Consider the following 23783-nt stretch of genomic DNA (forward strand, 5'->3'; position numbering starts at 1 on the left):
TGAACGGCCGTGCTGACCGGCCTGGTTGAGGAGCGGCCACACGGAAGGGGCCGCACGTGTCTGACGCGTACACCGAAGGAATGGTTGTACGGAGAAGGCCGTTTCTTCCCGGCGGATGCCATTCCGCATCGTGGACGGATCCTTCCATGCGTACGTGTTGTATCTATGCTGTCCGCATGAGTGTGTCCGCCGCCGTGAAACGTCCCCCCGCCGCCGACCGCGTCTACGCCCACGTCAAGCAGGGCGTCCTGGAGCGCACGTACGAGGGCGGGACGCTGCTCACGGAGGGCGAGCTGGCCGAGGCCGTGGGCGTCTCCCGCACGCCCGTGCGCGAGGCCCTGCTGCGGCTCGAGGCCGAAGGGCTGATCAGGCTCTACCCGAAGAAGGGCGCGCTGGTGCTGCCGGTCTCCGCGCAGGAGATCGCCGACGTCGTGGAGACGCGGCTGCTCGTCGAGGAGCACGCGGCGCGCAAGGCGGTGCCCGCGCCCCCCGGGCTCATCGAGCGCCTGGAGGAGCTGCTCGCGCGCCAGAAGGAGGAGGCGGCCGCCGGCGACTTCGCCGCGGCCTCCGTCACCGACCGCTGCTTCCACGCCGAGATCGTCCGCAGCGGCGGCAACGAGATCCTCTCCCGCCTCTACGACCAGCTGCGCGATCGTCAGCTGCGCATGGGCCAGGCCGTGATGCACTCCCACCCCGACCGCATCGCCAAGACCCTCGCCGAGCACGAGGAGATCCTACGGGCGCTGCGCTCCGGTGACGCCGAGGCGGCCGTGGAGATCGTCCACGGGCACGTCGGCTGGTTCTCGCACCTGGCCCGGGGAGAGGTGCGATGAGCGGTGCCTCCCCGCGCGGCGCCGGCCCGCTGCCCGGCGATCCTCCCCCCGAGGGGGTGCCCCCGGGCGGGCGGCGTGCGCTCGCCGTCTGGGGGACCGGCGTCTCCGTCTACTTCGTCGCCGTCATCTTCCGCACGTCCCTGGGGGTGGCCGGCCTCGACGCGGCCGACCGGTTCGACGTGGGCGCCTCCGCGCTGTCCACGTTCTCCATCCTCCAGCTGCTGGTCTACGCCGGCATGCAGATACCCGTCGGCCTGCTGGTGGACCGGCTCGGTACGAAGAAGGTGCTGAGCCTGGGCGCGGTGCTGTTCACGGTCGGACAGCTCGGCTTCGCCCTCTCCCCGACGTACGGCATGGCGCTCGCCTCGCGCGCGCTGCTGGGCTGCGGCGACGCGATGACCTTCATCAGCGTGCTGCGGCTGGGCTCGCGGTGGTTCCCCGCGCGGCGCGGGCCGCTGGTCGGGCAGATGGCCGGGCTCATCGGCATGGCGGGCAACCTCGTCTCCACGCTGGTCCTCGCGCGGCTGCTGCACGGCGTCGGCTGGACGGCGGCGTTCGCGGGCAGCTCGCTCGCGGGTGTGGTGGTCCTCGTCCTGGTCCTGCTGTTCCTGAAGGACCACCCCGAGGGCCACGAGCCGGAGCCGGTCCCCCACCAGGGCGCCGCCTACGTCCGCCGGCAGATCGCCGCGTCCTGGCGGGAGCCGGGGACCCGGCTGGGGCTGTGGGTGCACTTCACCACCCAGTTCCCGGCGATGGTGTTCCTGCTGCTGTGGGGGATGCCGTTCCTGGTGGAGGCGCAGGGGCTGTCCCGCGCGGTCGCCGGTGAGCTGCTCACCCTGGTGGTGCTGGCCAACATGACCGTCGGCCTCGTCTACGGCCAGGTCGTCTCCCGGCACCACGGGGCGCGGCTGCCGCTGGCGCTGGGCACGGTGGGCGCGACGGCCCTGCTGTGGGCCGTCACGCTGGCCTGGCCGGGGGACAGGGCGCCGATGTGGCTGCTGGTCGTGCTGTGCGCGGTGCTGGGGGCCTGCGGCCCGGCGTCGATGATCGGCTTCGACTTCGCCCGCCCCGCCAACCCGCCCGAGCGGCAGGGCACGGCCTCCGGCATCACCAACATGGGCGGCTTCGTCGCCTCCATGACGACCCTCTTCGCGATCGGCGTCCTGCTGGACGCCACCGGCGACGACTACACGGTCGCCTTCTCGGCGGTCTTCGTCCTCCAGGCCCTGGGCGTCGCCCAGATCCTCCGCCTCCGCGGACGCGCGGCCCGCCGCGAACGGGAACGGCTGGTCGCCAGCAAGGTGTCCACGGTCCACGTCCCGGTCTGACGGCCCGGCGGGCGGCGGCCGGGACGGGGACGGGCACGGACCCGGGACGCCGCCCGGGCCGGGAACGGCGTGCGGCCCCGTCCGGCCCGGGGACGGACGGGACACCGCCGGCGGCGTCAGGAGCGCCGCTCGTGCGCCCGCCCGGCGACTCCCGCTCGGCTGGTGCCCCGGCGCCGGACGGACGCCGGACCCGCGCGGCGCCGGGCCCGGCCCCGCGGTGAGCGGGTGCCGCCCCGTGCCGGCCGGGGCAGGAGCGTGCTCACGGTGTCGCTTGCGGAGGCCGCCCTGCCGACGGTTCCGTGCGCCGACCAGGGCGGGAGCGTGCCTACGGCGTCACCCGCAGTGCCCCAGCCCTGCCGTGAGCGGTGCCGCCCCGCCGGGGGTCCCCCGCGCCGGCCGGGGCGAGCCGCCCGAGCCCTCGGTCAAGGCGTCACCGCGAAGTGGCGGAGGATCGCCGCGGCCAGGTCCTGGTCGCCCTCCGTCTTCACGCGGTCCGCGACCGCCTCCGCCGTCACGCGGCCGCAGGCCAGGCGGAGGTAGGTCTCCCAGTCGAGGGTGAGGGTGGCGGCCGGGCCGAGGGCCGGGGCGGTCTCCAGGGTGCCGCGGCCCTGGATGTCGACGCGGATCGTGCGCAGGAACTCCACCGGGCCGTGCACGTCGACGACCACCGCGGAGCTGCGCGGCGCCTGCGCCCGTTCGGCGACGACCCGCGGCAGCTCGTCGAGCAGGACGTCGCGGGCGACGTGGGCGCCGGGGGAGTCCAGGTTGCCGGGGCGGCCCAGCGCGGTGCGCAGGTCCTGTTCGTGCGCCCACACGTCGAAGGCGTGCCGGCGCATCGACTCCTCCAGCGTCAGCTCCGTGCCCAGCGGCCCGCGCACCTTGGTGCCGGGGTCACGGGACTCGTTCCGCAGCTGGCGGTTGCGCCGGATGATCATCAGCTCCAGCTCGGAGGTCATCTCCGGCGCCGTGTGGTGGCGGCGCACGTCGACCTGCATCTCCATGTACCGCTGGTGGTCGTTGGTGACGTGGAACAGGTCGCGCGGCAGCGTGTGGATCGGCCGGGGGTCGCCGTACATCTCCGAGTCGAGGCCGATGACGTGGGAGACCACGTCGCGGACGGACCAGCCCGGGCAGGGCGTGCGCCGGTTCCAGTCGGCTTCCGGCAGCGGCTGCACCAGCTCGGATATCGCCTCGATGGAGTGGGACCAGGCGTCGGCGTAGGGCTGGAGGGCGGGATGCAGACTCACGGAACGGGACCCCTCGGCGGTCGGTACACGGGCAGGTTGTGGCGGCGGTGCCAGTGGGCGGCGGCTGCACTTCGTGGGTGTCTCGGGTCCCCCGGTTCTCGGCTTCGCTCGAACCGGCGGGACCCCCAAGTTACGCTGCTGGCAGGCACCCCGGCAGTGCTTTCGTGTGACGATCGTAGGCCCGTGGACGCGGGTCGAATGCCAGGACGGTGGTAGTGTGCGCGCTTCCTTGCTCCAAGTCGCCGTGAACGAGGACGAACCGGTCGAATCGCGTCGGCGCCGGGTGGCCGCGCTGGTGCGCGATCAGGCCGGAGCGGATCTCGTCGTCCTCCCCGAGCTGTGGACCACGGGCGCCTTCGCCTACGAGGGCTTCGGCGCCGAGGCGGAACCGCTTCAGGGGCCGACGTACGAGGCGATGGCCAAGGCGGCGAGCGAGGCGGGCGTGTGGCTGCACGCGGGGTCCGTCCCGGAGCGGGACCCCGGCGGCACCCTCTACAACACCTCCCTGGTCTTCTCCCCCTCCGGTGAACTCGCCGCCTCCTACCGGAAGATCCACCGCTTCGGCTTCGACAAGGGCGAGGCCGTGCTGATGGGGGCGGGCGAGGACCTGGTGACGGTCCGTCTGCCGGACACCGTCGTGGGCGTGGCGACCTGCTACGACCTGCGCTTCCCCGAACTCTTCCGCGGCCTGGTCGACGCCGGCGCGGAGACCTTCGTCGTCCCGGCGGGCTGGCCCGAACGGCGCCGCGCGCACTGGACGCTGCTGGCGCGGGCGCGCGCGGTGGAGAACCAGGCGTTCGTCCTCGCGTGCGGAACGGCCGGGACGCACGCGGGGGTTCCCCAGGCGGGTCACTCGGTCGTGGTGGACCCGTGGGGCGAGGTCCTCGCCGAGGCGGGCCCCGGCGAGGAGGTCCTGACGGTCGACTTCGACCCGGCGACGGTGGCGGGCACCCGGGACCGCTTCCCGGCCCTCAAGGACCGCGTCCTGGGCCTGGACCGCCCCCGCCGCTGACCCGTGGGGGGAAGCCCCCCGGGGGTTACCCCTCCCGCTCCTTCTCCGCCAGGTGGATCACGCACACCGCCACCGCGATCAGCAGCGCCGGGTCGGCGTCGTCGCGGACGACGTCGACGCCGTAGGTGTCGCGGAGGGTCAGCAGACGGCGGGAGATCACGGCGAGGAGTTCGCCGTCGTACTCCACGGCGAACTCCCGGTCGAGGATCCGCCCGCTGACGTCCAGCTCGGTGCCGCCGTCCGCCAGCGACACCCGGTAGTGGTTCCGCAGCAGCGACAGCCGCTTGCGGCGCACCGTCGCCAGCGGCTCCCCGCCCCGCTCGATCACCATGGTGTCCCGCAGCGCGAACATCTTCTGGCGGATGTCGATGAGCACATGCCCCTCGGCGTCCTTCAGCTCGAAGGTGTCCCGCAGCCGCATCGCCTTGCCGTCGACGAGGAAGACCTTGGCGCCGCGCTCGTCCTCGATCCAGTAGTCGTCCCCGATGCCGAGGATCCGGTCCCGCACGAAGAATCTCATGGTCCGACGGCTTCCCCGTCCCGCCGTGTCCGACGCCGCCGCTAGGCCGACGGACGGAGTGCGCACCGCCCCCGTCCGGCGTCCCGTGGTGGCACGCTGGACACATGGACGACGCCACTCCCGCTCCCCGGGCCCGCCGCCCCGCACGGGTGCGCGCCCCGGAGCTGACCGGCAAGGGCGGCTGGCTGAACACGGGGGGCAGGGAGCTCACCCTCGCCGGCCTGCGAGGACGCATCGTGCTGCTGGACTTCTGGACGTTCTGCTGCGTCAACTGCCTGCACGTCGTCGACGAGCTGCGCGAGCTGGAGGAGCGGCACCGGGACACGCTCGTGGTCATCGGCGTGCACTCGCCGAAGTTCCCGTACGAGACGGAGCACGCGGCGGTGGCCGACGCCGTGGAGCGGTACGCGGTCACGCATCCCGTCCTGGACGACCCCGAGCTGACGACGTGGTCGCAGTACGCGGTGCGGGCCTGGCCGACGCTGGCGGTCGTCGACCCGGAGGGGTACGTCGTGGCCACGTACGCCGGCGAGGGGCACGTCCCCGAGATCGAGCGGCTGGTGACCGGGCTGGAGGCCGAGCACGCCGCGAAGGGCACCCTCCGGCGCGGCGGCCTCCCCTGCGCGCCCCCGGAGCCGGAACCGACCGTGCTGCGCTTCCCCGGCAAGGTGCTGCGCCTGCCGACGGGGACCTTCCTGGTCACGGACACCACCCGGCACCAGGTCGTGGAGCTGGCGGAGGACGCGGAGACGGTCCTCAGGCGGTTCGGCAGCGGCGAGCGCGGCCTGACGGACGGCCCGCCCGACCGGGCGCGCTTCCAGGAGCCGCAGGGACTCGCGCTGCTCCCGGACGGCGCCGTGGTCGTCGCCGACACCGTCAACCACGCCCTCAGACGGCTCGACCCGGAGTCCGGGGAGGTCACCACCCTCGCCGGCACCGGCTCCCCCTGGCGCCCCGGCGACGCGACGGACGGCCCGGCCCGTCAGGTGAACCTCTCCTCCCCGTGGGACGTCACCTGGTGGCGGGACAGGGTGTGGATCGCCATGGCCGGCATCCACCAGCTCTGGTCCTACGACCCCGCCGAGGGCGCCGTCGCCCGCGCGGCCGGGACGGGCGGGGAGAACCTCGTCGACGGACCGGCGAAGGAGGCCCTGTTCGCGCAGCCCTCGGGGCTCGCGGTGACATCGGACGGGCTGTGGGTGGCCGACTCCGAGAGCTCCGCCCTGCGCCGGCTGGGACCGGACGGACGGGTGCGCACCGCCGTCGGCGCGGGGCTGTTCGCCTTCGGGCACCGCGACGGCCCCGCGGACGATGCGCTGCTCCAGCACCCGCTCGGGGTGACCGCGCTGCCCGACGGCTCGCTGGCCGTCAGCGACACCTACAACCACGCCCTGCGCCGCTACGACCCGGCCACCGGAGAGGTGACCACCCTCGCCACCGGCCTGCGCGAGCCCGGCGGGGCGGTGGTCGCCGGCGAGGACGTCGTGGTGGTGGAGTCGGCCCGTCACCGGCTGACCCGGCTGCGGCTCCCCGCGGAGGTGCTGAGCCCGCCCGTGGCGGACCGGTCCGTCACCGAGGTCGCCGCCGGCCCGGTCCGCCTGGACGTGGCCTTCACACCCCCGCCCGGGCAGAAGCTCGACGCGCGGGACGGCCCCGCGACCCGCCTGCTGGTGTCCGCGTTCCCGCCCGCGCTGCTGCGCAGCGGAGAGGGCGCGGGAGACGATCTCTCCCGCGCCCTCGTGACCGACCCCGCCGTGGGGCGGGGGGTGCTGCGTGTCGTGGCGACGGCGGCTGCGTGCGACGCCGCCCCGGACGCCTTCCATCCGGCCTGCCGTGTGCACCGCCGTGAGTGGCGGCTGGCCGTGCGTCCCGTCGCGGGAGGCACGGACCGGCTGGCGCTGGAGCTGTCCGGCGCGGACGGTACCGGGCGGGCGTCCGGTCAGACGCCGTACCCGTCGCTGTAGCCGTCGCGGGTGTGCGGACGGGCCGGGTCGTCGACGACCGGGGTGGCGGGGGGTACCACGACCCGCCGACGCCGGGCGATGCTGCTGAAGGTCGCGACGCCGATCAGTCCGACGATCATGAAGATGACGCCGACCAGGTCAAGGTTGACACCCTGCATGTCCCAGTCGGTCGCGAACGTGAGGATTGCTCCCACGGCGATGAGGATGATGCATCCGCCGAGGCCCATGAGTGTCGCCTCCCTGTCCGGTGTTTCCGGTGCGACCCGGGTACCCGGCAGGGCGGCTCCCATGCGCCCTGGCGCGCAGGGGAGTTGACCACTCGTCGGATCACTGCTAGGGAACGCGAAGCGTCCGCCGCCCCGGACTAGCCCTCCAGGAACGCCGTCAGCGCGTTCGCCAGCAGGAACGGGTCCTTGGCGCCGCACAGTTCGCGGACGCTGTGCATCGACAGGATGGCCACGCCGATGTCGACCGTCCGGATGCCGTGCCGGGCCGCGGTGATCGGGCCGATCGTGGTGCCGCACGGCATCGCGTTGTTGGAGACGAACGACTGGAAGGGCACCCCGGCCTTCTCGCAGGCCGCCGCGAACACCGCGCGTCCCGAACCGTCCGTGGCGTAGCGGTTGTTGACGTTGACCTTGAGGATCGGGCCGCCGTCGACGCGCGGGTGGTGCGTCGGGTCGTGCCGCTCCGCGTAGTTGGGGTGCACGGCGTGCCCGGTGTCGGACGACAGGCAGACGGTCCCGGCGAGGGCGCGGGCCCGGTCCTCCGGCGAGCCGCCGCGGGCGAACACCGAGCGCTCCAGGACGTTGCCGAGCAGCGGGCCGTCCGCGCCGGTGTCGGACTGCGAGCCGTTCTCCTCGTGGTCGAAGGCGGCGAGCACGGGGATGTACGACAGCTCCGCACCGCGCCCGGCCGCGGCGGTCAGCGCGGCCGTGCCGGCGTGCACGGACAGCAGGTTGTCCATCCGCGGCCCCGCGACCAGCTCGCGGTCGCGGCCCAGGTAGGCGGGCGGTTCGACCGGGTGCACCATCAGGTCCCAGCCGGTGACCGAGCCGGCCGGCAGCCCGGCGGTCTCCTCCAGGAAGGCGATGAGGTCGCCGTCGCGGACGTCGTCGCCCAGGCCCCACACCGGCTGCATGTGCCGCTGCTTGTCGAGCTTGAGGCCGTCGGAGTTGACCGCGCGGTCCAGGTGGATGGCGAGCTGGGGGACCCGCAGCAGCGGCCGGTCGACGTCGACCAGGCGGGTCGAGCCGTCGCGCAGGGACAGCCGCCCGGCCAGGCCCAGGTCGCGGTCGAGCCAGGAGTTGAGCAGCGGGCCGCCGTAGATCTCCACGGCCACCTGGCGCCAGCCGTGGGCCCCGCTGTCGGGCCGCGGCTTGACCCGCAGGGTGGGGGAGTCGGTGTGGGCGCCGACGATCCGGAAGGGCGTGTGGGGGTCCGCCCCCTCGGGGACGTACCAGGCGACGATCGCGCCGCCGCGCAGCACGTACCTGCCGCCGGCCGCGCCGTCCCAGGCGTCCGTCTCCGCGACCTGCCGGAAGCCCGCCTTCTCCAGCCGTTCGGCGGTGTTCGCCACGGCGTGGTACGGCGTGGGGCTCGCCGCCAGGAAGGACATCAGGTCGTCGGTGTGGCCGCGGTCGAAGCGGGGGGGTGCGCTCATGGGTTCACCTTAACGAGCGCGAGGGCCCGCTTCCCTGTGCGGGAGCGGGCCCTCGCGGGGGTCCGGCCGGGGTCCGTACGGGTCTCGTACGGGTCTGTGCGGGAGGGTCCCGTAAGGGCCCGGAAGCGACTAGAACGCCGCCTCGTCCAGTTCCATCAGGTCCAGCTCGACGCCCTCGGCGACCTTGCGGGCCAGGGTGACGCCCGGCAGGACGTTCGCCGCGAAGAACTTCGCCGCCGCGATCTTGCCGGTGTAGAACGCCTTGTCCTTGGCGGAGGCCGTCGGGAGCTTCTCGGCGGCGACCGCGGCGTGCTTGAGCAGCAGGTAGCCGACGACGACGTCACCGGAGGCCATCAGCAGGCGGGTGGTGTTCAGGCCCACCTTGTAGATGTTCTTGACGTCCTTCTCGGTGGCCGCGAGGTCGGTGAGCATCAGGCCGACGATGGCCTCCAGCTCGACGGCGGCCTTGGCCAGGTGCTCGCGGGCGCCCGCCAGCTCCTCGCCGCCCTCGCCGATCGCGAGGAACTTCTTGATGTCCTCGGCGAGCGAGTTCAGCGCCGCGCCCTGGTTGCGGACGATCTTCCGGAAGAAGAAGTCCTGGCCCTGGATCGCGGTGGTGCCCTCGTAGAGGGTGTCGATCTTGGAGTCCCGGATGTACTGCTCGACCGGGTACTCCTGCAGGAAGCCGGAGCCGCCGAAGGTCTGCAGCGACTGGGCGAGCTGCTCGTAGGCCTTCTCGGAGCCGTAGCCCTTGACGATCGGCAGGAGCAGGTCGTTCATCGCGTGCTCGGTGGAGGCGTCCTCGCCGTTCGCCTCCTTGAGCTGGATGGCGTCCTGGACGGACGCGGTGTACATCACCAGGGCGCGCATGCCCTCCGCGTACGCCTTCTGCGTCATGAGCGAGCGGCGCACGTCGGGGTGGTGGGTGATGGTGACCTTGGGCGCGGTCTTGTCCATGAAGTTGGCCAGATCGGGGCCCTGGACGCGCTCCTTGGCGTACTCCAGCGCGTTCAGGTAGCCCGTCGACAGCGTGGAGATCGCCTTCGTGCCGACCATCATGCGGGCGAACTCGATGATGCGGAACATCTGGCGGATGCCGTCGTGCTTGTCGCCGATCAGCCAGCCCTTGGCGGGGTGCTTGTCGCCGAACGTCATCTCGCAGGTGTTGGAGGCCTTCAGGCCCATCTTGTGCTCGACGTTCGTGGCGTAGACGCCGTTGCGCTCGCCCAGCTCGCCGGTCTCGAAGTCGAAGAGGTACTTCGGGACGAGGAAGAGGGACAGGCCCTTGGTGCCGGGGCCGGCGCCCTCGGGACGCGCGAGCACGTAGTGGAGGATGTTCTCCGACATGTCGTGCTCACCGGACGTGATGAAGCGCTTCACGCCCTCGATGTGCCAGGAGCCGTCCTCCTGCTGCACGGCCTTGGTGCGGCCGGCGCCGACGTCCGAGCCGGCGTCCGGCTCGGTGAGCACCATCGTGGAGCCCCACTGCTTCTCCGTGGCGATCTTCGCGATGTGCTTCTGGACCTCGTTGCCCTCCTCGAAGAGGATGCCCGCGAAGGCGGGGCCCGAGGAGTACATCCACACGGCCGGGTTGGCGCCCAGGATCAGCTCGGCGTAGGCCCAGATGAGGGAGCGGGGCGCGGTGGTGCCGCCGATCTCCTCGGGCAGGCCGAGCCGCCAGTACTCGGAGTCCATGAAGGCCTGGTAGCTCTTCTTGAAGGACTCGGGGACGGGCGCGGTGTTGGTCTCCGGGTCGAAGACCGGCGGGTTGCGGTCGGCGTCGGCGAAGGACTCCGCGAGCTCGTTCTCGGAGAGGCGGGCCAGCTCCTCCAGGATGCTCTTCGCGGTCTCGACGTCCATCTCCTCGAACGGGCCCGTGCCGTACAGCTTGTCGCGCCCGAGTACCTCGAAGAGGTTGAACTCGATGTCGCGGAGATTCGACTTGTAGTGCCCCATGGCGACGGCTCCGTTTGAGAGGGATCGGCGAGGGACTGGTCCTCGCGACTGATTCACGTACCGACAAGTAGCTCCGATGATGCTACCCGTCGGTAATAAGAAGCAACCCCGATCCGGACATCTGTGACCCAGCCCTCGCGCGGGGTCAGTAGTCTGTGCGCCATGTACGGCTACGACCAGAGTGCGGGGACACAACAGGGTTACGTGCCGCCGCAGCAGCAGATGCAGGGCGGGTACGGGCAGCAGACGCCCGCGTATCCCGAACCGTCCGCACCCTCGCTCGCCGACGCCGTGCGCGCGTTCACCACGGGCCAGATGGCGGCGGAGGACTTCCAGCAGATCTTCGCGACGTCCAAGGTCTACTGCCCGCGCGGTGACAACCCCGGCTTCCTCGCCCTGCACAACACCCAGCAGCCCGTGATCCCGATGTTCACCTCGCTCAAGGAGCTGCGGCGGTACGCGGGCAAGGAGTCCAAGTACTTCGTGATCACCGGCGCCGAGGTGATCGACCTGCTGCCCACGGGCTACGGCTTCGTGCTGGACATGGAGGGCGAGCACCGGATGGTGTTCGACGCCAAGGCCGTGGAGCAGATGGTCGAGTTCGCGATGCGCCGCATGTACGGCTGACGCCATCACCGCGGGTGTGGCCGACGGCGTCCGCGCGTGACGAAGCCCGGAGGGAATGCCCTCCGGGCTTCGTCGGTTCGAGGTGGTAAGAAGTTCAATGCTCAACTAAGCTGGGCGTACCCGAGGAGGTACCCATGCCCGCAGTGACCGTCGAGAACCCGCTGACGCTGCCCCGTGTGACCGCTCCCGCCGACGCCGTGGCACGTCCCGTGCTGGCCGTCACGACCGCCCCCAGCGGTTTCGAGGGCGAGGGCTTCCCGGTGCGCCGGGCGTTCGCGGGGATCAACTACCGCCACCTCGACCCGTTCATCATGATGGACCAGATGGGTGAGGTGGAGTATCAGCCTGGGGAGCCGAAAGGAACCCCGTGGCATCCCCACCGCGGCTTCGAGACCGTCACGTACATCATCGACGGCATCTTCGACCACCAGGACAGCCAGGGCGGTGGCGGCACCATCACCAACGGCGACACCCAGTGGATGACGGCCGGCTCGGGCCTGCTCCACATCGAGGCGCCGCCGGAGCACCTCGTGATGTCGGGCGGCCTCTTCCACGGCCTCCAGTTGTGGGTGAACCTGCCCGCCAAGGACAAGATGATGGCGCCCCGCTACCAGGACATCCGCAGCGGCAGCGTCCAGTTGCTCACCTCCCCGGACGGCGGCGCGCTGCTCCGCGTCATCGCCGGCGAGCTGGACGGCCACGAGGGCCCGGGCATCACCCACACGCCGATCACGATGGTCCACGCCACGCTCGCACCGGGCGCGGAGGTCACCCTGCCCTGGCGGGAGGACTTCAACGGCCTGGCGTACGTCATGGCCGGACGCGGCGCGGTGGGCGCCGAGCGGCGTCCGATCCACCTCGGGCAGACCGCGGTGTTCGGCGCGGGCGGCTCGCTGACCGTCCGCGCGGACGAGAAGCAGGACTCGCACACGCCGGACCTGGAGGTCGTCCTGCTCGGCGGCCGGCCCATCCGCGAGCCCATGGCGCACTACGGGCCGTTCGTGATGAACACGAAGGAGGAGCTGATGCAGGCCTTCGAGGACTTCCAGAAGGGCCGCCTCGGCACCGTCCCCGCCGTGCACGGCATGACGGAGGAGGGCCCGCAGGGGGCCTGAGCCTCTTCGGTCCGCGGGGTCCCGCCCGGCACCGGGCGGGGCCCCTGGCGTTCCCGGCGTCCCGGTCAGCCGGGACCGTCGCCGTTCTTCTGTTCGTGGAGCTCGAACCAGATGCTCTTGCCGCGGCCGCGAGGGCGGCCGCGGGGACGGTGTGCACCAGCGCATTGGTCAGTATTTCGGACACGGCCGAAGCGATGCGCGAGCGGTCAGGTGGACGGGTAGCGCGCTTCGCACTCCCCCAGGGCGGGCAGGGGTTCACCAGTGCGCATTGCACCACTTCGGGAAGATGCTCCCGGAAACCTCCACCCATGTCGTTTGCCCGCCCCATGGGTTATGGCGGAGCGGCGATCTTGGCCCGGCCGGTAGGCTTGGGGGGAGTTTCACGTGAAACGACGACCCCGATCCGCGAAGGCTGGATGAACGACGATGCATCGGTACAGGTCCCACACCTGCGGCGAGCTCCGCGCCTCTGACGTCGGCACCGACGTCCGGCTGAGTGGCTGGCTGCACAATCGGCGCGACCTGGGCGGCATCCTCTTCATCGATCTGCGCGATCACTACGGGATCACCCAGCTGGTGGCCCGTCCGGGCACCGAGGCGTACGAGGCGCTCGACAAGCTCTCCAAGGAGACCGTGGTCCGCGTCGACGGCAAGGCCGTCTCGCGCGGTGCGGAGAACGTCAACCCCGACCTGCCGACCGGCGAGGTCGAGGTCGAGGTCTCCGAGGTCGAGGTGCTGGGCGAGGCGGCCCCCCTGCCGTTCACCATCAACACCGAGGACGGTGTCAACGAGGAGCGGCGCCTGGAGTACCGCTTCCTCGACCTGCGCCGCGAGCGCATGCACCGCAACATCATGCTGCGCACGCAGGTCATCTCGGCGATCCGCCAGAAGATGACCGCGCTGGGCTTCAACGAGATGACCACGCCGATCCTGTCCGCGACCTCCCCCGAGGGCGCGCGCGACTTCGTGGTCCCCTCCCGCCTGAACCCCGGCAAGTTCTACGCGCTGCCGCAGGCCCCGCAGCAGTTCAAGCAGCTGCTGATGATCTCGGGCTTCGACCGCTACTTCCAGATCGCGCCCTGCTTCCGCGACGAGGACGCCCGCGCCGACCGCTCGCCGGGCGAGTTCTACCAGCTCGACGTCGAGATGAGCTTCGTCGAGCAGGAGGACGTCTTCCAGCCGATCGAGAGGCTGATGACCGAGCTGTTCGAGGAGTTCGGCAACGGCCGTCACGTGACGTCGCCGTTCCCGCGCATCCCGTTCCGCGAGGCGATGCTGAAGTACGGCTCCGACAAGCCGGACCTGCGCGCCCAGTTGGAGCTCGTCGACATCACCGACGTCTTCGAGGGCTCGGAGTTCAAGGCGTTCGCCGGCAAGCACGTGCGCGCGCTGCCGGTGCCGGACGTCTCCGGCCAGCCCCGCAAGTTCTTCGACCAGCTCGGCGACTACGCGGTCTCCCAGGGCGCGAAGGGCCTGGCGTGGGTGCGCGTCGGCGAGGACGGCTCGCTGACCGGTCCGATCGCGAAGTTCCTCACCGAGGACAACGTCGCGGAGCTGACCAAGCGGCTGGCGCTGGCCCCCGGCCACGCGGTGTTCTTCGGCGCGGGCGAGTTCGACGAGGTCTCGAAGATCATGGGCGCGGTGCGGGTCGAGGCCGCCAAGCGCGCCGGCCACTTCGAGGAGAACGTCTTCCGCTTCTGCTGGATCGTCGACTTCCCGATGTACGAGAAGGACGAGGAGACCGGCGCGATCGACTTCTCCCACAACCCCTTCTCGATGCCGCAGGGCGGCCTGGAGGCCCTGGAGACCCAGGACCCGCTGGACATCCTGGGCTGGCAGTACGACATCGTCTGCAACGGCGTCGAGCTGTCCTCCGGCGCGATCCGGAACCACGAGCCGGAGATCATGCTCAAGGCGTTCGAGATCGCTGGCTACGACCGCGAGACGGTCGAGGAGAAGTTCGCCGGCATGCTCCGCGCGTTCCGCTTCGGCGCCCCGCCGCACGGCGGCATCGCCCCCGGCGTCGACCGCATCGTCATGCTCCTCGCCGACGAGCCCAACATCCGCGAGACCATCGCCTTCCCCCTCAACGGCAACGCCCAGGACCTGATGATGGGCGCGCCGACGGAGCTGGAGGAGGCCCGGCTGAAGGAACTGCACCTGTCGGTGCGGAAGCCGCAGCCGAAGTAGGCGCAGGGCAGGCGAAGGGCCCGGGACCGAGCTGGTTCCGGGCCCTTGCTGTTGCCGGCGTCGGCACCTCAGTTGTGGAACACCTCGATGTGGTTCCTGGTCACACAGTGCTCGGGCCGCATGCGGCCATTCGATCACCGGTGGCCGGGACTCAGGAAGCTGCCGTGTCTTCCGTTTCGTCGGTGAACAGGTCCTCGGCCTTGGAGACGGTCAGGGAGCGGTCGAACCACACGGCGAGGGTGTCGAGGTCGGTGCATCCGGTGACGCGCTCCCGGACGTTGTCCGGGACCGGAAGCCCGCGCACCGTCAGCACGCGCAGGATGTCCTCGGTCTTACCCTCGGCTTTCCCTTCACTCTTCCCCTCGCTCTTCCCCGCAAGGTACTTCTCCTCGAAGAGCGTGCCGTGTCCCGGGAAGTAGGTGACGACATCCTGCATCAGTTTCCTCCAGTTCTCCCTGGCCGGAGTGGACTCCAGCCCGACTTCCACGACCTCGAACCAGTACTTCGTGACGTCCGGCTCGAAGGACACGAGTCCGCGGGCGACCGCCTCCAGTATGGCCGTGGCCCGCTTGCTCTGGCTGTGCACGATGGCCGAGAGCGCCGCAAGAGCCGGTTGCCGGGCCACCACCGCCTCGTCGGTGACCTCGGGCACGGTCTGCGGTCCCAGCACGAAGGGGCGGGTGACCTGGGTCGTCCAGGGGCCGACCGAGCACGCGAAGGGGCCCATGGCCCAGGCTGCCGTCGACGGGTCGCGGCAGACCGCGACCAGCAGCACGGGCAGGTCGTACTTCGCGCGCAAGTAGGAGACGTAGTACGCCCAGTTCCTTGCCTTCTCCGGGTCCTTCTTCGTCTGGGCCTCGACGGCCAGGACGAAGTGCTCGCCCATGTCGGGCTCGAACATGAGGACCGTGTCCGCGCGGCGCTCCATCGGGCGGATCTCGGTGACATCCGGGGAGAGCTCGTGGAAGTCCGTCTTCACGGGCGGCGGAAGCCCCAGTGCCTCGAAGACGGGGGCGAGGGCCTCGGGATGCTCCTGGAACAGTCGGTGGGAGGCCTCGTGTGTTGCGGTGACCATGAGCGCACGGTAGGGCGCTCATGGTCATAAGGACGGGCGTATGCGGGCACGTTCACCCGTTCGAGGACAGAAGGAGCGTTCCCGCCGGTTCGGGAGCCCGGTCAGCGGGTGACGGACTGGGTGAGGACGGCCGGGACCTCGTGGGTGTCGACGCCCTTGGTGAAGGACCATGGGGCAGCGGTACGACTGGACCGGACGCGGGTGGGCACGTCACGTCGTCGCCGCTCACGGGGATGAATGCCGGGCGGCCAGGTCAGGGTCCGAGCGGCAGGGAAGACTGTTCCGCCGCCGGACCCAGATAGGTGTACTCGGTCGGCCGGGCGATTCCCACCGCATCGAGGCGCTGACGGAAACGGACCCGGAAGTGCACGTTGTCCCCGAGTCCGGGACGCATCCGCAGCAGTGTCTCCGGCTCCTCGAAGTGGACGTCGTAGGCCTGGGCGTTCCTGGCCGTGCCCGTCTTGACCTTCACCCAGCCGCTTTCGCGGAGCTCGGTGACGCGGACCGAGATGATGAGTTCCTGGTCACGGGCCCTGGTTTTTTCACGAAGCCGCTCGACGTGGCGTCTGCCGCGCTCCGTGAGCTGAGCCCTGCGCATGTCGCCGTCGGCGCCGTACCAGGTCACTCCCAGGTCGAGCTCGTACTTGCCCAGAGCCCGGGCCAGGGCGTCCACCGCGTCGCACAGGCGCGACCATTCACGGACGTCCTGCTCGGCCTCCAGCGCACCGAGCAGCCTGGTGAGCATCTGCATGCCGGTGCTCGCGGCCGATGTCGCGGGCGCATCCATGGCCGTGGTCTCCGGGACGACCACGGACGGCACGGGACGCGCGTGGACCACGGTGCTGCCGGCCGAGATGCCCGTGAGCTCCAGCTGGATCGGAGTGCTCGCGGCGACGGAGAGCGCGTTCTCCACAGGGCTCAGCAGAGCGTCACCCCACTGGAAGCGCAGGGCGCCTCCCGCGGTGTCCGGACCGGTCAGCCGGAGCCGCAGTTCCTCGTCGAGGCGGCGTCGGGCTCGAAGGCACGGACCGCGGCGAGGCGGCCGGCCCGGTGCCCGGCCTCGACCTCCTCGTCGTCCCGCTCCTCGGTGCCCATGTCCTCAAGAAGGCGCTCGGCGGCCTCGGCCGCTGCCGGATCGTCCCTGAGCAGCGCACGCCTGCGCTCACGCCAGCGGTCGCCGGTGGTCACAGTCGCTCACCGCCGCCGGTGTCTCCCGGCACGCGGGCGTCCCGCTCCCTGCACTTACGGCACCTGCCCGGCTCGGGTGCTCGGAAGGCGAGGTCGCAGCCGTCGCAGTTCTGGAGGGGGTGACGGGGACCGGGGGCCGGTGAGGCCGGGGGCCGGGGCGGCGGCGGGGGCGGGAGTTGGGCGGTCAGGCGGTGGGCGAGGAAGGCGGCCGGACGGATCAGGGGCTCGTCCGGCAGGTCCGCGGCGAGGGCATGGCGTACGGCGGTGGGGGTGAGGTCGCGCTCCAGCCAGGCGGCGACGCCGGGGGCGAGGTGCTCGGCGTCGGTGGCGGAGAGGAGCAGCCGGGGGTCCTGGCGGCGCAGGCCGGCCAGGACGTCGAGGGCCGCCTGGAGCAGGGCGGGCCAGGGGTGCGACGGCTGGGGCACGGCGGGGAGGCGCCGCTTGCGGGGCGTGGGCTCGTCGGGGGCCGTGCGGCGGGCGGGCCTGCGGGCGGGCCTGCGGGCGGCCGTCTCCCGCGCCGCGTGGTGCCCCGGCCGGTTGCAGGACACCGTGCGGGTGACGATCCGGCCGGTGGGCGTGCGCTCGCGGGTGCGGCGCAGGTAGCCGTGCGCTTCGAGCTCCCGCAGGGCGGCGGCGATCCGGGTGGGGCCCTCGGGGAAACGGGCCGCGAGGGTCTTGATGTCGACGGCGGTGCCCCGCCGCACCGACTGGATGTAACAGGCCAGTCCGATGGCGAGCAGGGACAGCTCCGGGTGCTGGGCCAGGTCGTTGCCGATCACCGTGAAGTTCTCGGTGTGGCGGACGTGGTCGTGGACGACGCCGGCGACCGGCTGCCCGTCGGGGTGGTTCTTGCCCCGGATACGGGACTGGAGGGGCGCGGGCGCGCTAGGGTTTTCGGTATCCATCGGGAAGAGGTCCGATCTTCCTTGGTGGTCAGGCCCTCGCAGTGGGATGCCAGTCCCGGCGGGGGCCGTCGCATGTCTGGGGTGGTCTTGTGCTGCTGGCGCTGAGCGTAGGGCAGGCAACCGGTCCCGAATCCAGCTCACAGGGGCATATTCACTCGCGGGAGTGAGTTTGCCCGGCGGGAGGGAGGGGTGGGGTTTGGTGGGGTGCTTTCTCCCCCGTGGGTGGTGCATAGGGAGCGCAGGTCCGGCCGGAGCACGGGGAGTCGTGTTCCGGTGACTGCGGCGCGGGGAAGGTGAGTTCGGCCCAGACCGTCTTGCGGGGCGGCAGGTCGTGGGTGACGCCCCAGCGGTCGGCGAGGGCGGCCACGAGGGTCAGGCCGCGGCCCGACTCGGCGTCCGTGGCCGGAGACCGGAGATGCGGGATCCGGTCACCGCGCGTGTCCGTCACCTCGATGCGGAGCGTGCCGCCGACCACGTAGAGCAGGAGCCGGACGTTCCGACCGGGGACGCGACCGTGGGTGACGGCGTTGTTCGCCAGTTCGGCCACGATGAGCTGGGCCGGGTCCAACGGGAGACCCCAGGCGCGCAGTTGTTCGGCGGCGAACAGGCGGGCGAGGCGGGCGCCTCGGGGCGTGGGGGACAGCAGGACGCTGAAGTTGCGGACGGTGTGTCCGGGGGCGGTGATTTTCTGGTTCACGTCACTCAGCGTGGCCGGATATGCCTACCGTGAGGAGTGACGCCGTGGTTGCGTACGGTGACTGTCCCACGGTTGTCCGGTGGTGTCCGGGCTTGTCGGGGCGGTGCGTACGGGTAGGGCGTGGCTGGTACGACCCGGTACGACGGAGGGGCGCGCATGTCGGTGGACGGCGAGATTCGGCAGCTGAGGACGGAGGCTGACGAGCCGGGGTGGGAGGTGGACCCGGACGACGAGTGGGGCGTGGCCGTGGTCGCCACCGTGGGGCGGCAGTTGAAGCTGCGGCGAGAGGCGGCCGGGATGCGCGCCGGCGAGTTCGGCAGGGCCACGGGGTACGGCGAGGACCTCGTCTACAAGATCGAGAGCGGGAAGCGGATTCCCCGGCCCGAGTATCTGGACAGGGCGGACGAGGTGCTGGGGGCAGGTGGGCTGCTCGCCGCGATGAAGGAGGACGTGGCGAAGGTCCGGTACCCGAAGAAGGTGCGGGACCTGGCGCAGATGGAGGCGCGGGCGGTCGAGATCGGGGTGTACGAGAACAGCAACATCCCGGGGCTGTTGCAGACCTCGGACTACACGAGGGCACTGCTGGAGTCGTGGCTGCCCGCCTACACGCCGGAGGACTTGGAGCGTCGCGTGGCCGCCCGTGTCGCTCGACGGGCCGTCTATGAGCGGTGTCCCGCACCGGCGTTGAGCTTCGTCCTGGAAGAGGCGACGCTTCGACGCAAGGTGGGAGGCACAATGGTCCGACGGCAGCAATTCGAACGTTTGCTGGAGGTGGGGAAGTTGAGCAATGTCTCCCTCCAGGTGATGCCGATGGACAGCGCGCCACACCCCGGCATGAGCGGCAGGATCGAGTTGCTGAAGTTCGAGGACGGAACCGCCGTGGGGCGCTCCGACGGGGCGTTCAACGGACGCCCCGTGACTGACCTGCGGCAGCTCCGCATCCTTGACCTGCGGTATGGCACCATCCGGGCGCAGGCTCTCCCGCCGGGGGAGTCACTGGCCTTCGTCGAGCAACTGCTGGGAGAGACATGATCCGCAAGGTCCCCGCCGGTGACGCCTCCGAGCCGGCGTGGTTCAAGAGCAGCTACAGCAGTGGCCCTGACGGCGACTCCTGCGTCGAGGTAGCCACCACCCCCGGCACCGTCCACGTCCGCGACTCCAAGCACCGGGACGCCGGCCCCCGTCTCGCCGTCGCGCCGGAGGCGTGGGCGGACTTCGTGGCGTACGCGTCCGGGAGCAGGGCCATCGACTGACGTGCCCCGCACCCGGGCACACAGCGCGCCGCGCTACCGCGCCACGAACTGGGTCAGGATGGCCTGGACCTCGTAGATGTCGACGCCCTTGGTGAAGGTCTTCTGCACCGGGGTGGGGGAGCCGGAGATCCAGATCTTCAGCTCGGCGTCGAGGTCGAAGTGGCCGGCGGTCTCGACCGCGAAGTGGGAGATGCTGCGGTACGGGATCGAGTGGTACTCGGTCTTCTTGCCGGTGATGCCCTGCTTGTCGACCAGGATCAGCCGGCGGTCCGTGAACAGTATGGTGTCGCGGATCAGCAGGAACGCGGCGTGCACCTGCTCGCCGTGGCCGAGGAGCCGGGCGTAGTCCTGCTGGGCCTTGGCCGGGTCGACGGTGTGCGCGTTGCCGAAGAGTGCCATGGTGCGGGTCCCCCCGTGTGTCGTGAGCGCGGCCGGACGTTCGGGCCGCCGTGACGCGATCTTCGCAAAGCGGAGGGCCCCGGGAGAAGCGTCGTTCTCTCCCGGGGCCCTGCTGTAGCGAGCGTGTTACGCGGTGGGCTTCTCCTCGAGACGGGGGAAGAGGACCGCGCCCTTGGTGACGGTGGAGCCGGCGGGGAGCAGGCCCCAGGTGCCGGCCTCCTGGACCTTCTGGTCGGCGAGGGCGCCCAGGGAGGGCTCCGCGCCGAGGGAGTCCCAGAGCTTCTGGGAGGTCTCCGGCATGACCGGGTTCAGCAGGACGGCCACCGCGCGCAGGGACTCCGCGGCCGTGTAGAGGATCGTCGCCAGGCGGGCCTTGCCCTCCGGCGAGTCGTCCTTGGCGACCTTCCAGGGCTCCTGCTCGGTGATGTAGCCGTTGACCTGCTTCACGAAGTCGAAGACCGCCAGGATGCCGCCCTGGAAGTCCAGCTCCTCGCCGATGCGGCGGTCGGCCTCCGCGACGGCCTTCGCCAGGCCGTCGTGGACCGCCTTCTCGGCGTCGCCGTCGGCCGTCGCGGCCGGCAGCTCGCCGCCGAAGTACTTGCCGACCATCGCCGCCACGCGGGAGGCGAGGTTGCCGTAGTCGTTGGCCAGCTCGCTGGTGTAGCGGGCGGAGAAGTCCTCCCAGGAGAAGGAGCCGTCCTGGCCGAACGCGATCGCGCGCAGGAAGTACCAGCGGTACGCGTCCACGCCGAAGTGCGAGGTCAGGTCCTGCGGCTTGATGCCGGTCAGGTTCGACTTGCTCATCTTCTCGCCGCCGACCATCAGCCAGCCGTTGGCGGCGACCTTGCCCGGCAGCGGCAGGCCCTGCGCCATCAGCATGGCCGGCCAGATGATCGCGTGGAAGCGGAGGATGTCCTTGCCGACCAGGTGCACGTCGGCGGGGAACGTCGACCCGAACTTCTCCGGGTTCTCGTTGTAGCCGACCGCCGTCGCGTAGTTCAGCAGCGCGTCGACCCACACGTAGATGACGTGCCGGTCGTCCCACGGGACCTTGACGCCCCAGTCGAAGGTCGAGCGCGAGATGGAGAGGTCCTGCAGGCCCTGGCGGACGAAGTTCACGACCTCGTTGCGCGCGGACTCCGGCTGGATGAAGCCGGGGTTGGCCTCGTAGTGCGCGAGGAGCTTCTCGCTGTACTCGCTGAGCTTGAAGAAGTAGTTCTCCTCGCTGAGGATCTCCACCGGCTTCTTGTGGATCGGGCACAGCTTCTGGCCCGCGTACTCGCCCTCGCCGTCGAGCAGCTCACCGGGGAGCTTGTACTCCTCGCAGCCCACGCAGTACGGGCCCTCGTAGCCGCCCTTGTAGATCTCGCCCTTGTCGTACAGGTCCTGCACGAACTCCTGGACGCGGTCGGTGTGCCGCTTCTGCGTGGTGCGGATGAAGTCGTCGTTCGCGATGTCGAGGTGCTCCCACAGGGGCTTCCAGGCCTCCGTGACGAGCTTGTCGGCCCAGGCCTGCGGGGTGACCCCGTTCGCCTCGGCCGTGCGCATGATCTTCTGACCGTGCTCGTCCGTGCCGGTGAGGTACCACACCTTCTCGCCCCGCTGGCGGTGCCAGCGGGTGAGCACGTCGCCTGCGACGGTCGTGTAGGCGTGGCCCAGGTGAGGAGCGTCGTTGACGTAGTAGATGGGGGTCGTGACGTAGAACGCCTTCGCCCCCTGCTTCTCTGATCCAGTGGCCGCCATGGGCGAAATCCTACTGGTCCCGGGGAGATCGACTCACACGCGTTTCGGGGGGTGGACGGGGGTGAACGGGGGTTCCGTTTCTCTCTCCGTCCACCCCCCGGGGGTGGGTGAGGGCAGCGCTTCCTACGGGCGCCAGGCCGCCAGGACGCCCTCGTACAGCTCCTTGTCCGTGAGCTCGCGGGGGGCCGGGCCCGCGTGGAAGAAGGAGGCGTTGCCGGTCTTGAGCTTGCGGAGGTAGTCGAACGCCTTGTTGTCGTGCTCGCCGAAGGCGACGAAGGAGAAGAACACCTCGGGGTGGTTCTCCGCGGCCTCGGCGAGGGCCTTGGTGGCCGGGGTCTTGGCGTCGGGGGCGCCGTCCGTCTGGAAGATCACCAGGGCGGGGGTGCCGGCCGGCTCCTCGGCGTGCCGGCCGAGGACCGCCTCGACGGCCGCGTGGTAGCTGGTACGGCCCATCCGGCCGAGCTCCGCGTGCAACTTGTCGATCTTGTTCTCGTGGTCGGAGAGGGTCAGCTCGCCGGTGCCGTCCAGCTCGGTGGAGAAGAACGTCACGTGGAGCGTGGCCTCGGTGTCCAGGTGCGCGGCCAGGGCGAGGGCCTGCTCGGCGAGGGCCTGGGCCGAGCCGTCCTTGTAGTACGGGCGCATGGACGCGGAGCGGTCGAGGACGAGGTGGACCTTGGCACGGGCACCGGTGAGGTCGTGCTGCTCGAGGACGGTGCCGGCGGCTTTGTAGGCGGTGGTGAGGGTGGTGTCGCGGAGCGCGGTGGCAGGGGTGGCGGGGGTGGCAGGGGCGGCGGGCTTGCCGGCGGGGGCCGTGCGGGGTTCGGCCTCGGCCTCGGCTTCGCCTTCGGCCGGGGTTTCGTTCCCACCCGCACCACCCGTGCGGGTCTCGTCGTCGGGTGCGGGTGACTCCTGTGGGGCCTGCTCGTCGTCGGCGGCTGCGGGAGTCGTCCCCGGTGCGGATTCCGGTTCCGGTGTCGGTTCCGGTGCCGGTGCCTGAGCTGCGGGCTTCGGCTCGGGATCCGGCTCGGGAGCCGGCTCGGGCGCCGGTTCCGGCTTTGCCTCGGGCTCGGGCTCGGCGGTTCCCTCGGCCTCGGACCGGGGGGCCGCCCCCGGCTCGGCAGCGGCCTCGGGCTCCGAGGTCGCCTCTGTCCTCGGCCCGGCGTCGACCTGGGGCTCGGGCTCGGGCTCGGCTTCAGCCTCGGGCTTGGACTCCGGGGTCGTTTCGTGCGTCGGCTCCGGCTCGGGAGCCGGCTTGGCCTCGGGCTCCTCGGCCGTGGTCGCCGCCTCGGTCCCGGCGAGGGCTTCCTCCGGCTCCGGCTCTGCTTCCGGCTCTGCCGTCGCCTCGGCGACCGGCTCCGGGGCGGGCGTGGTCTCGGGCGTGGTCTCGGGCTCGGGGTCAGGGGCCGGTTCGGTCTTGGACTCGGCCTCGGCGACCGGCTCCGGGACGGGCGTGGTCTCGGGCGTGGTCTCGGGCTCGGGGTCAGGGGCCGGTTCGGTCTTGGACTCGGCCTCGGCGACCGGCTCCGGGGCGGGCTCTGCCTCGGGCTCTGCCTCGGCCTTCGTCTCAGCCTCGATCTTCGGCTCCGTCTCAGGGACCGCCTTCGGCTCCGGAGTCGTCTCCTCGGGCTTCGCCTCCGGCGTCTGGGCCTCGGCTCCCGTCTCCGGCGCCTCAGCCTCCGCCTTCCTCCCGGGCTCCGGCGTCTCCGCCTCCCGCTCCGACTGAGGCGTCTCCGCCTCCCGCTTCTCCTCCTCCGCGGACGGCCGCGTCGGACGGGGGACCGACACCCTGTCGAAAGCCGCGCTCACCAGGTCGTGTTCGTCGCTTTCACGTGGTTCCGGGACCGCCGGAGTCGTCGGAGTCGTCGGAGTCGGCGGGGTGCCCGCGGAGGCCGACGGCTCCGGGGACGGGGACGGGACCGTGCGCTCCGGGGACGGCTCGGGCGTCGTCGGAACCGCCGTTTCCGTCGCCTCGGCGGCCGGCGCCGCACCCTCCGCTTCGGCGGACTTCGCTTTACGTGACCGGCCGAACGCGTTCCGCAGGAGAGTGAGAATGCCCATGTGCGCAACC

The 23783-nt window shown here is 71.3% G+C and carries 22 protein-coding genes; 9 read left to right on the plus strand and 13 right to left on the minus strand.

Annotated features, from left to right (window positions below; all coding sequences use genetic code 11):
* Positions 1 to 182: 182 nt before the first annotated feature.
* Together ACWH4W_RS06410 and ACWH4W_RS06415 are read left to right on the plus strand one after the other, a co-directional pair.
* Positions 183 to 833 (plus strand): GntR family transcriptional regulator, encoded by a 651-nt coding sequence (locus ACWH4W_RS06410; RefSeq protein ID WP_473077430.1) that lies wholly within the window; start codon positions 183 to 185, stop codon positions 831 to 833.
* Positions 830 to 2161, plus strand: a complete 1332-nt coding sequence (locus ACWH4W_RS06415) for an MFS transporter (RefSeq protein WP_473074833.1) — start codon at positions 830 to 832, stop codon at positions 2159 to 2161. Before ACWH4W_RS06410 ends, ACWH4W_RS06415 begins: the two co-directional genes overlap by 4 nt.
* A gap of 422 nt (positions 2162 to 2583) precedes the next feature.
* Here ACWH4W_RS06415 and ACWH4W_RS06420 read toward each other — a convergent pair whose 3' ends face one another.
* Positions 2584 to 3408, minus strand: coding sequence for a maleylpyruvate isomerase family mycothiol-dependent enzyme (locus tag ACWH4W_RS06420; protein ID WP_473074834.1), 825 nt, complete (start codon positions 3406 to 3408; stop codon positions 2584 to 2586).
* A gap of 217 nt (positions 3409 to 3625) precedes the next feature.
* On the opposite strand from ACWH4W_RS06420, the gene ACWH4W_RS06425 reads away from it, so the two are divergent.
* Positions 3626 to 4420, plus strand: coding sequence for a carbon-nitrogen family hydrolase (locus tag ACWH4W_RS06425; protein WP_473074835.1), 795 nt, complete (start codon positions 3626 to 3628; stop codon positions 4418 to 4420).
* Between the two features lie 25 nt (positions 4421 to 4445).
* On the opposite strand, the gene ACWH4W_RS06430 is transcribed toward ACWH4W_RS06425, so the two are convergent.
* Entirely contained in the window at positions 4446 to 4940 is a 495-nt protein-coding gene (locus ACWH4W_RS06430) for an LURP-one-related/scramblase family protein (protein ID WP_473074836.1), read from the minus strand.
* Positions 4941 to 5044: 104 nt separating this feature from the next.
* Here ACWH4W_RS06430 and ACWH4W_RS06435 point away from each other — a divergent pair, with 104 nt between their 5' ends.
* On the plus strand, positions 5045 to 6904 hold the full coding sequence (locus ACWH4W_RS06435; RefSeq protein WP_473074837.1) for an NHL domain-containing thioredoxin family protein: 1860 nt from the start codon (positions 5045 to 5047) through the stop codon (positions 6902 to 6904).
* On the opposite strand, the gene ACWH4W_RS06440 is transcribed toward ACWH4W_RS06435, so the two are convergent.
* From ACWH4W_RS06440 to ACWH4W_RS06450, 3 genes are all read right to left on the minus strand, one after another.
* Positions 6880 to 7131, minus strand: coding sequence for a DUF6458 family protein (locus ACWH4W_RS06440; protein ID WP_473074838.1), 252 nt, complete (start codon positions 7129 to 7131; stop codon positions 6880 to 6882). The two genes, ACWH4W_RS06435 and ACWH4W_RS06440, sit on opposite strands and share 25 nt — an antisense overlap.
* A gap of 137 nt (positions 7132 to 7268) precedes the next feature.
* Positions 7269 to 8567, minus strand: a complete 1299-nt coding sequence (locus ACWH4W_RS06445; RefSeq protein ID WP_473074839.1) for a M18 family aminopeptidase — start codon at positions 8565 to 8567, stop codon at positions 7269 to 7271.
* A 129-nt stretch (positions 8568 to 8696) separates the two neighbouring features.
* Complete coding sequence (locus ACWH4W_RS06450) at positions 8697 to 10523, minus strand: acyl-CoA dehydrogenase (protein ID WP_473074840.1); 1827 nt, start codon at positions 10521 to 10523, stop codon at positions 8697 to 8699.
* 162 nt (positions 10524 to 10685) lie between these two features.
* On the opposite strand from ACWH4W_RS06450, the gene ACWH4W_RS06455 reads away from it, so the two are divergent.
* From ACWH4W_RS06455 to aspS, 3 genes are all read left to right on the plus strand, one after another.
* Positions 10686 to 11150: an SseB family protein gene (locus ACWH4W_RS06455; RefSeq protein WP_473074841.1), complete on the plus strand. Its 465-nt coding sequence runs from the start codon at positions 10686 to 10688 to the stop codon at positions 11148 to 11150.
* A gap of 134 nt (positions 11151 to 11284) precedes the next feature.
* The gene (locus ACWH4W_RS06460) at positions 11285 to 12265 is read left to right on the plus strand and encodes a pirin family protein (protein WP_473074842.1); all 981 of its coding nucleotides are present in this window, start codon (positions 11285 to 11287) and stop codon (positions 12263 to 12265) included.
* A gap of 426 nt (positions 12266 to 12691) precedes the next feature.
* Positions 12692 to 14455, plus strand: a complete 1764-nt coding sequence (gene aspS / locus ACWH4W_RS06465; protein WP_473074843.1) for an aspartate--tRNA ligase — start codon at positions 12692 to 12694, stop codon at positions 14453 to 14455.
* Positions 14456 to 14606: 151 nt separating this feature from the next.
* Here the strand turns inward: aspS and ACWH4W_RS06470 are convergent, their stop codons facing one another.
* From ACWH4W_RS06470 to ACWH4W_RS06490, 5 genes are all read right to left on the minus strand, one after another.
* Positions 14607 to 15530 (minus strand): hypothetical protein, encoded by a 924-nt coding sequence (locus ACWH4W_RS06470; protein WP_473074844.1) that lies wholly within the window; start codon positions 15528 to 15530, stop codon positions 14607 to 14609.
* Positions 15531 to 15783: 253 nt separating this feature from the next.
* Positions 15784 to 16443 carry a hypothetical protein gene (locus ACWH4W_RS06475; RefSeq protein ID WP_473074845.1) on the minus strand — a complete coding sequence of 220 codons (660 nt, stop codon included), beginning with the start codon at positions 16441 to 16443 and terminating at the stop codon, positions 15784 to 15786.
* A gap of 62 nt (positions 16444 to 16505) precedes the next feature.
* Positions 16506 to 16718, minus strand: a complete 213-nt coding sequence (locus tag ACWH4W_RS06480; RefSeq protein WP_473074846.1) for a hypothetical protein — start codon at positions 16716 to 16718, stop codon at positions 16506 to 16508.
* On the minus strand, positions 16715 to 17623 hold the full coding sequence (locus tag ACWH4W_RS06485; protein WP_473074847.1) for a helix-turn-helix domain-containing protein: 909 nt from the start codon (positions 17621 to 17623) through the stop codon (positions 16715 to 16717). The genes ACWH4W_RS06480 and ACWH4W_RS06485 overlap by 4 nt, the downstream gene beginning before the upstream one ends.
* A gap of 151 nt (positions 17624 to 17774) precedes the next feature.
* Complete coding sequence (locus tag ACWH4W_RS06490) at positions 17775 to 18320, minus strand: ATP-binding protein (protein ID WP_473074848.1); 546 nt, start codon at positions 18318 to 18320, stop codon at positions 17775 to 17777.
* Positions 18321 to 18476: 156 nt separating this feature from the next.
* On the opposite strand from ACWH4W_RS06490, the gene ACWH4W_RS06495 reads away from it, so the two are divergent.
* Together ACWH4W_RS06495 and ACWH4W_RS06500 are read left to right on the plus strand one after the other, a co-directional pair.
* The gene (locus tag ACWH4W_RS06495) at positions 18477 to 19352 is read left to right on the plus strand and encodes a helix-turn-helix domain-containing protein (protein WP_473074849.1); all 876 of its coding nucleotides are present in this window, start codon (positions 18477 to 18479) and stop codon (positions 19350 to 19352) included.
* A complete protein-coding gene (locus ACWH4W_RS06500) occupies positions 19349 to 19573 on the plus strand; it encodes a DUF397 domain-containing protein (protein WP_473074850.1) in 225 nt (74 codons plus the stop codon). The genes ACWH4W_RS06495 and ACWH4W_RS06500 overlap by 4 nt, the downstream gene beginning before the upstream one ends.
* A 33-nt stretch (positions 19574 to 19606) precedes the next feature.
* Here ACWH4W_RS06500 and ACWH4W_RS06505 read toward each other — a convergent pair whose 3' ends face one another.
* The 3 genes from ACWH4W_RS06505 to ACWH4W_RS06515 all read right to left on the minus strand — a co-directional run bounded on the left by ACWH4W_RS06505 (position 19607) and on the right by ACWH4W_RS06515 (position 23773).
* A complete protein-coding gene (locus tag ACWH4W_RS06505) occupies positions 19607 to 19972 on the minus strand; it encodes a PH domain-containing protein (RefSeq protein ID WP_106413312.1) in 366 nt (121 codons plus the stop codon).
* 126 nt (positions 19973 to 20098) lie between these two features.
* On the minus strand, positions 20099 to 21715 hold the full coding sequence (metG, locus tag ACWH4W_RS06510; RefSeq protein ID WP_473074851.1) for a methionine--tRNA ligase: 1617 nt from the start codon (positions 21713 to 21715) through the stop codon (positions 20099 to 20101).
* 123 nt (positions 21716 to 21838) lie between these two features.
* A complete protein-coding gene (locus ACWH4W_RS06515) occupies positions 21839 to 23773 on the minus strand; it encodes a VWA domain-containing protein (protein WP_473074852.1) in 1935 nt (644 codons plus the stop codon).
* Positions 23774 to 23783 lie beyond the last annotated feature (10 nt).

Source organism: Streptomyces sp. DSM 120436, assembly GCF_055778765.1.

Coding starts and splice junctions, on each gene's coding strand:
- ACWH4W_RS06450 (WP_473074840.1), bottom strand. CDS start 10,523: ATGGGGCACTACAAGTCGAATCTCCGCGACATCGAGTTCAACCTCTTC.
- ACWH4W_RS06505 (WP_106413312.1), bottom strand. CDS start 19,972: ATGGCACTCTTCGGCAACGCGCACACCGTCGACCCGGCCAAGGCCCAG.
- ACWH4W_RS06485 (WP_473074847.1), bottom strand. CDS start 17,623: ATGGATACCGAAAACCCTAGCGCGCCCGCGCCCCTCCAGTCCCGTATC.
- ACWH4W_RS06515 (WP_473074852.1), bottom strand. CDS start 23,773: ATGGGCATTCTCACTCTCCTGCGGAACGCGTTCGGCCGGTCACGTAAA.
- ACWH4W_RS06500 (WP_473074850.1), top strand. CDS start 19,349: ATGATCCGCAAGGTCCCCGCCGGTGACGCCTCCGAGCCGGCGTGGTTC.
- ACWH4W_RS06440 (WP_473074838.1), bottom strand. CDS start 7,131: ATGGGCCTCGGCGGATGCATCATCCTCATCGCCGTGGGAGCAATCCTC.
- aspS (WP_473074843.1), top strand. CDS start 12,692: ATGCATCGGTACAGGTCCCACACCTGCGGCGAGCTCCGCGCCTCTGAC.
- ACWH4W_RS06445 (WP_473074839.1), bottom strand. CDS start 8,567: ATGAGCGCACCCCCCCGCTTCGACCGCGGCCACACCGACGACCTGATG.
- ACWH4W_RS06495 (WP_473074849.1), top strand. CDS start 18,477: ATGTCGGTGGACGGCGAGATTCGGCAGCTGAGGACGGAGGCTGACGAG.
- ACWH4W_RS06455 (WP_473074841.1), top strand. CDS start 10,686: ATGTACGGCTACGACCAGAGTGCGGGGACACAACAGGGTTACGTGCCG.
- metG (WP_473074851.1), bottom strand. CDS start 21,715: ATGGCGGCCACTGGATCAGAGAAGCAGGGGGCGAAGGCGTTCTACGTC.
- ACWH4W_RS06435 (WP_473074837.1), top strand. CDS start 5,045: ATGGACGACGCCACTCCCGCTCCCCGGGCCCGCCGCCCCGCACGGGTG.
- ACWH4W_RS06470 (WP_473074844.1), bottom strand. CDS start 15,530: ATGGTCACCGCAACACACGAGGCCTCCCACCGACTGTTCCAGGAGCAT.
- ACWH4W_RS06415 (WP_473074833.1), top strand. CDS start 830: ATGAGCGGTGCCTCCCCGCGCGGCGCCGGCCCGCTGCCCGGCGATCCT.
- ACWH4W_RS06430 (WP_473074836.1), bottom strand. CDS start 4,940: ATGAGATTCTTCGTGCGGGACCGGATCCTCGGCATCGGGGACGACTAC.
- ACWH4W_RS06460 (WP_473074842.1), top strand. CDS start 11,285: ATGCCCGCAGTGACCGTCGAGAACCCGCTGACGCTGCCCCGTGTGACC.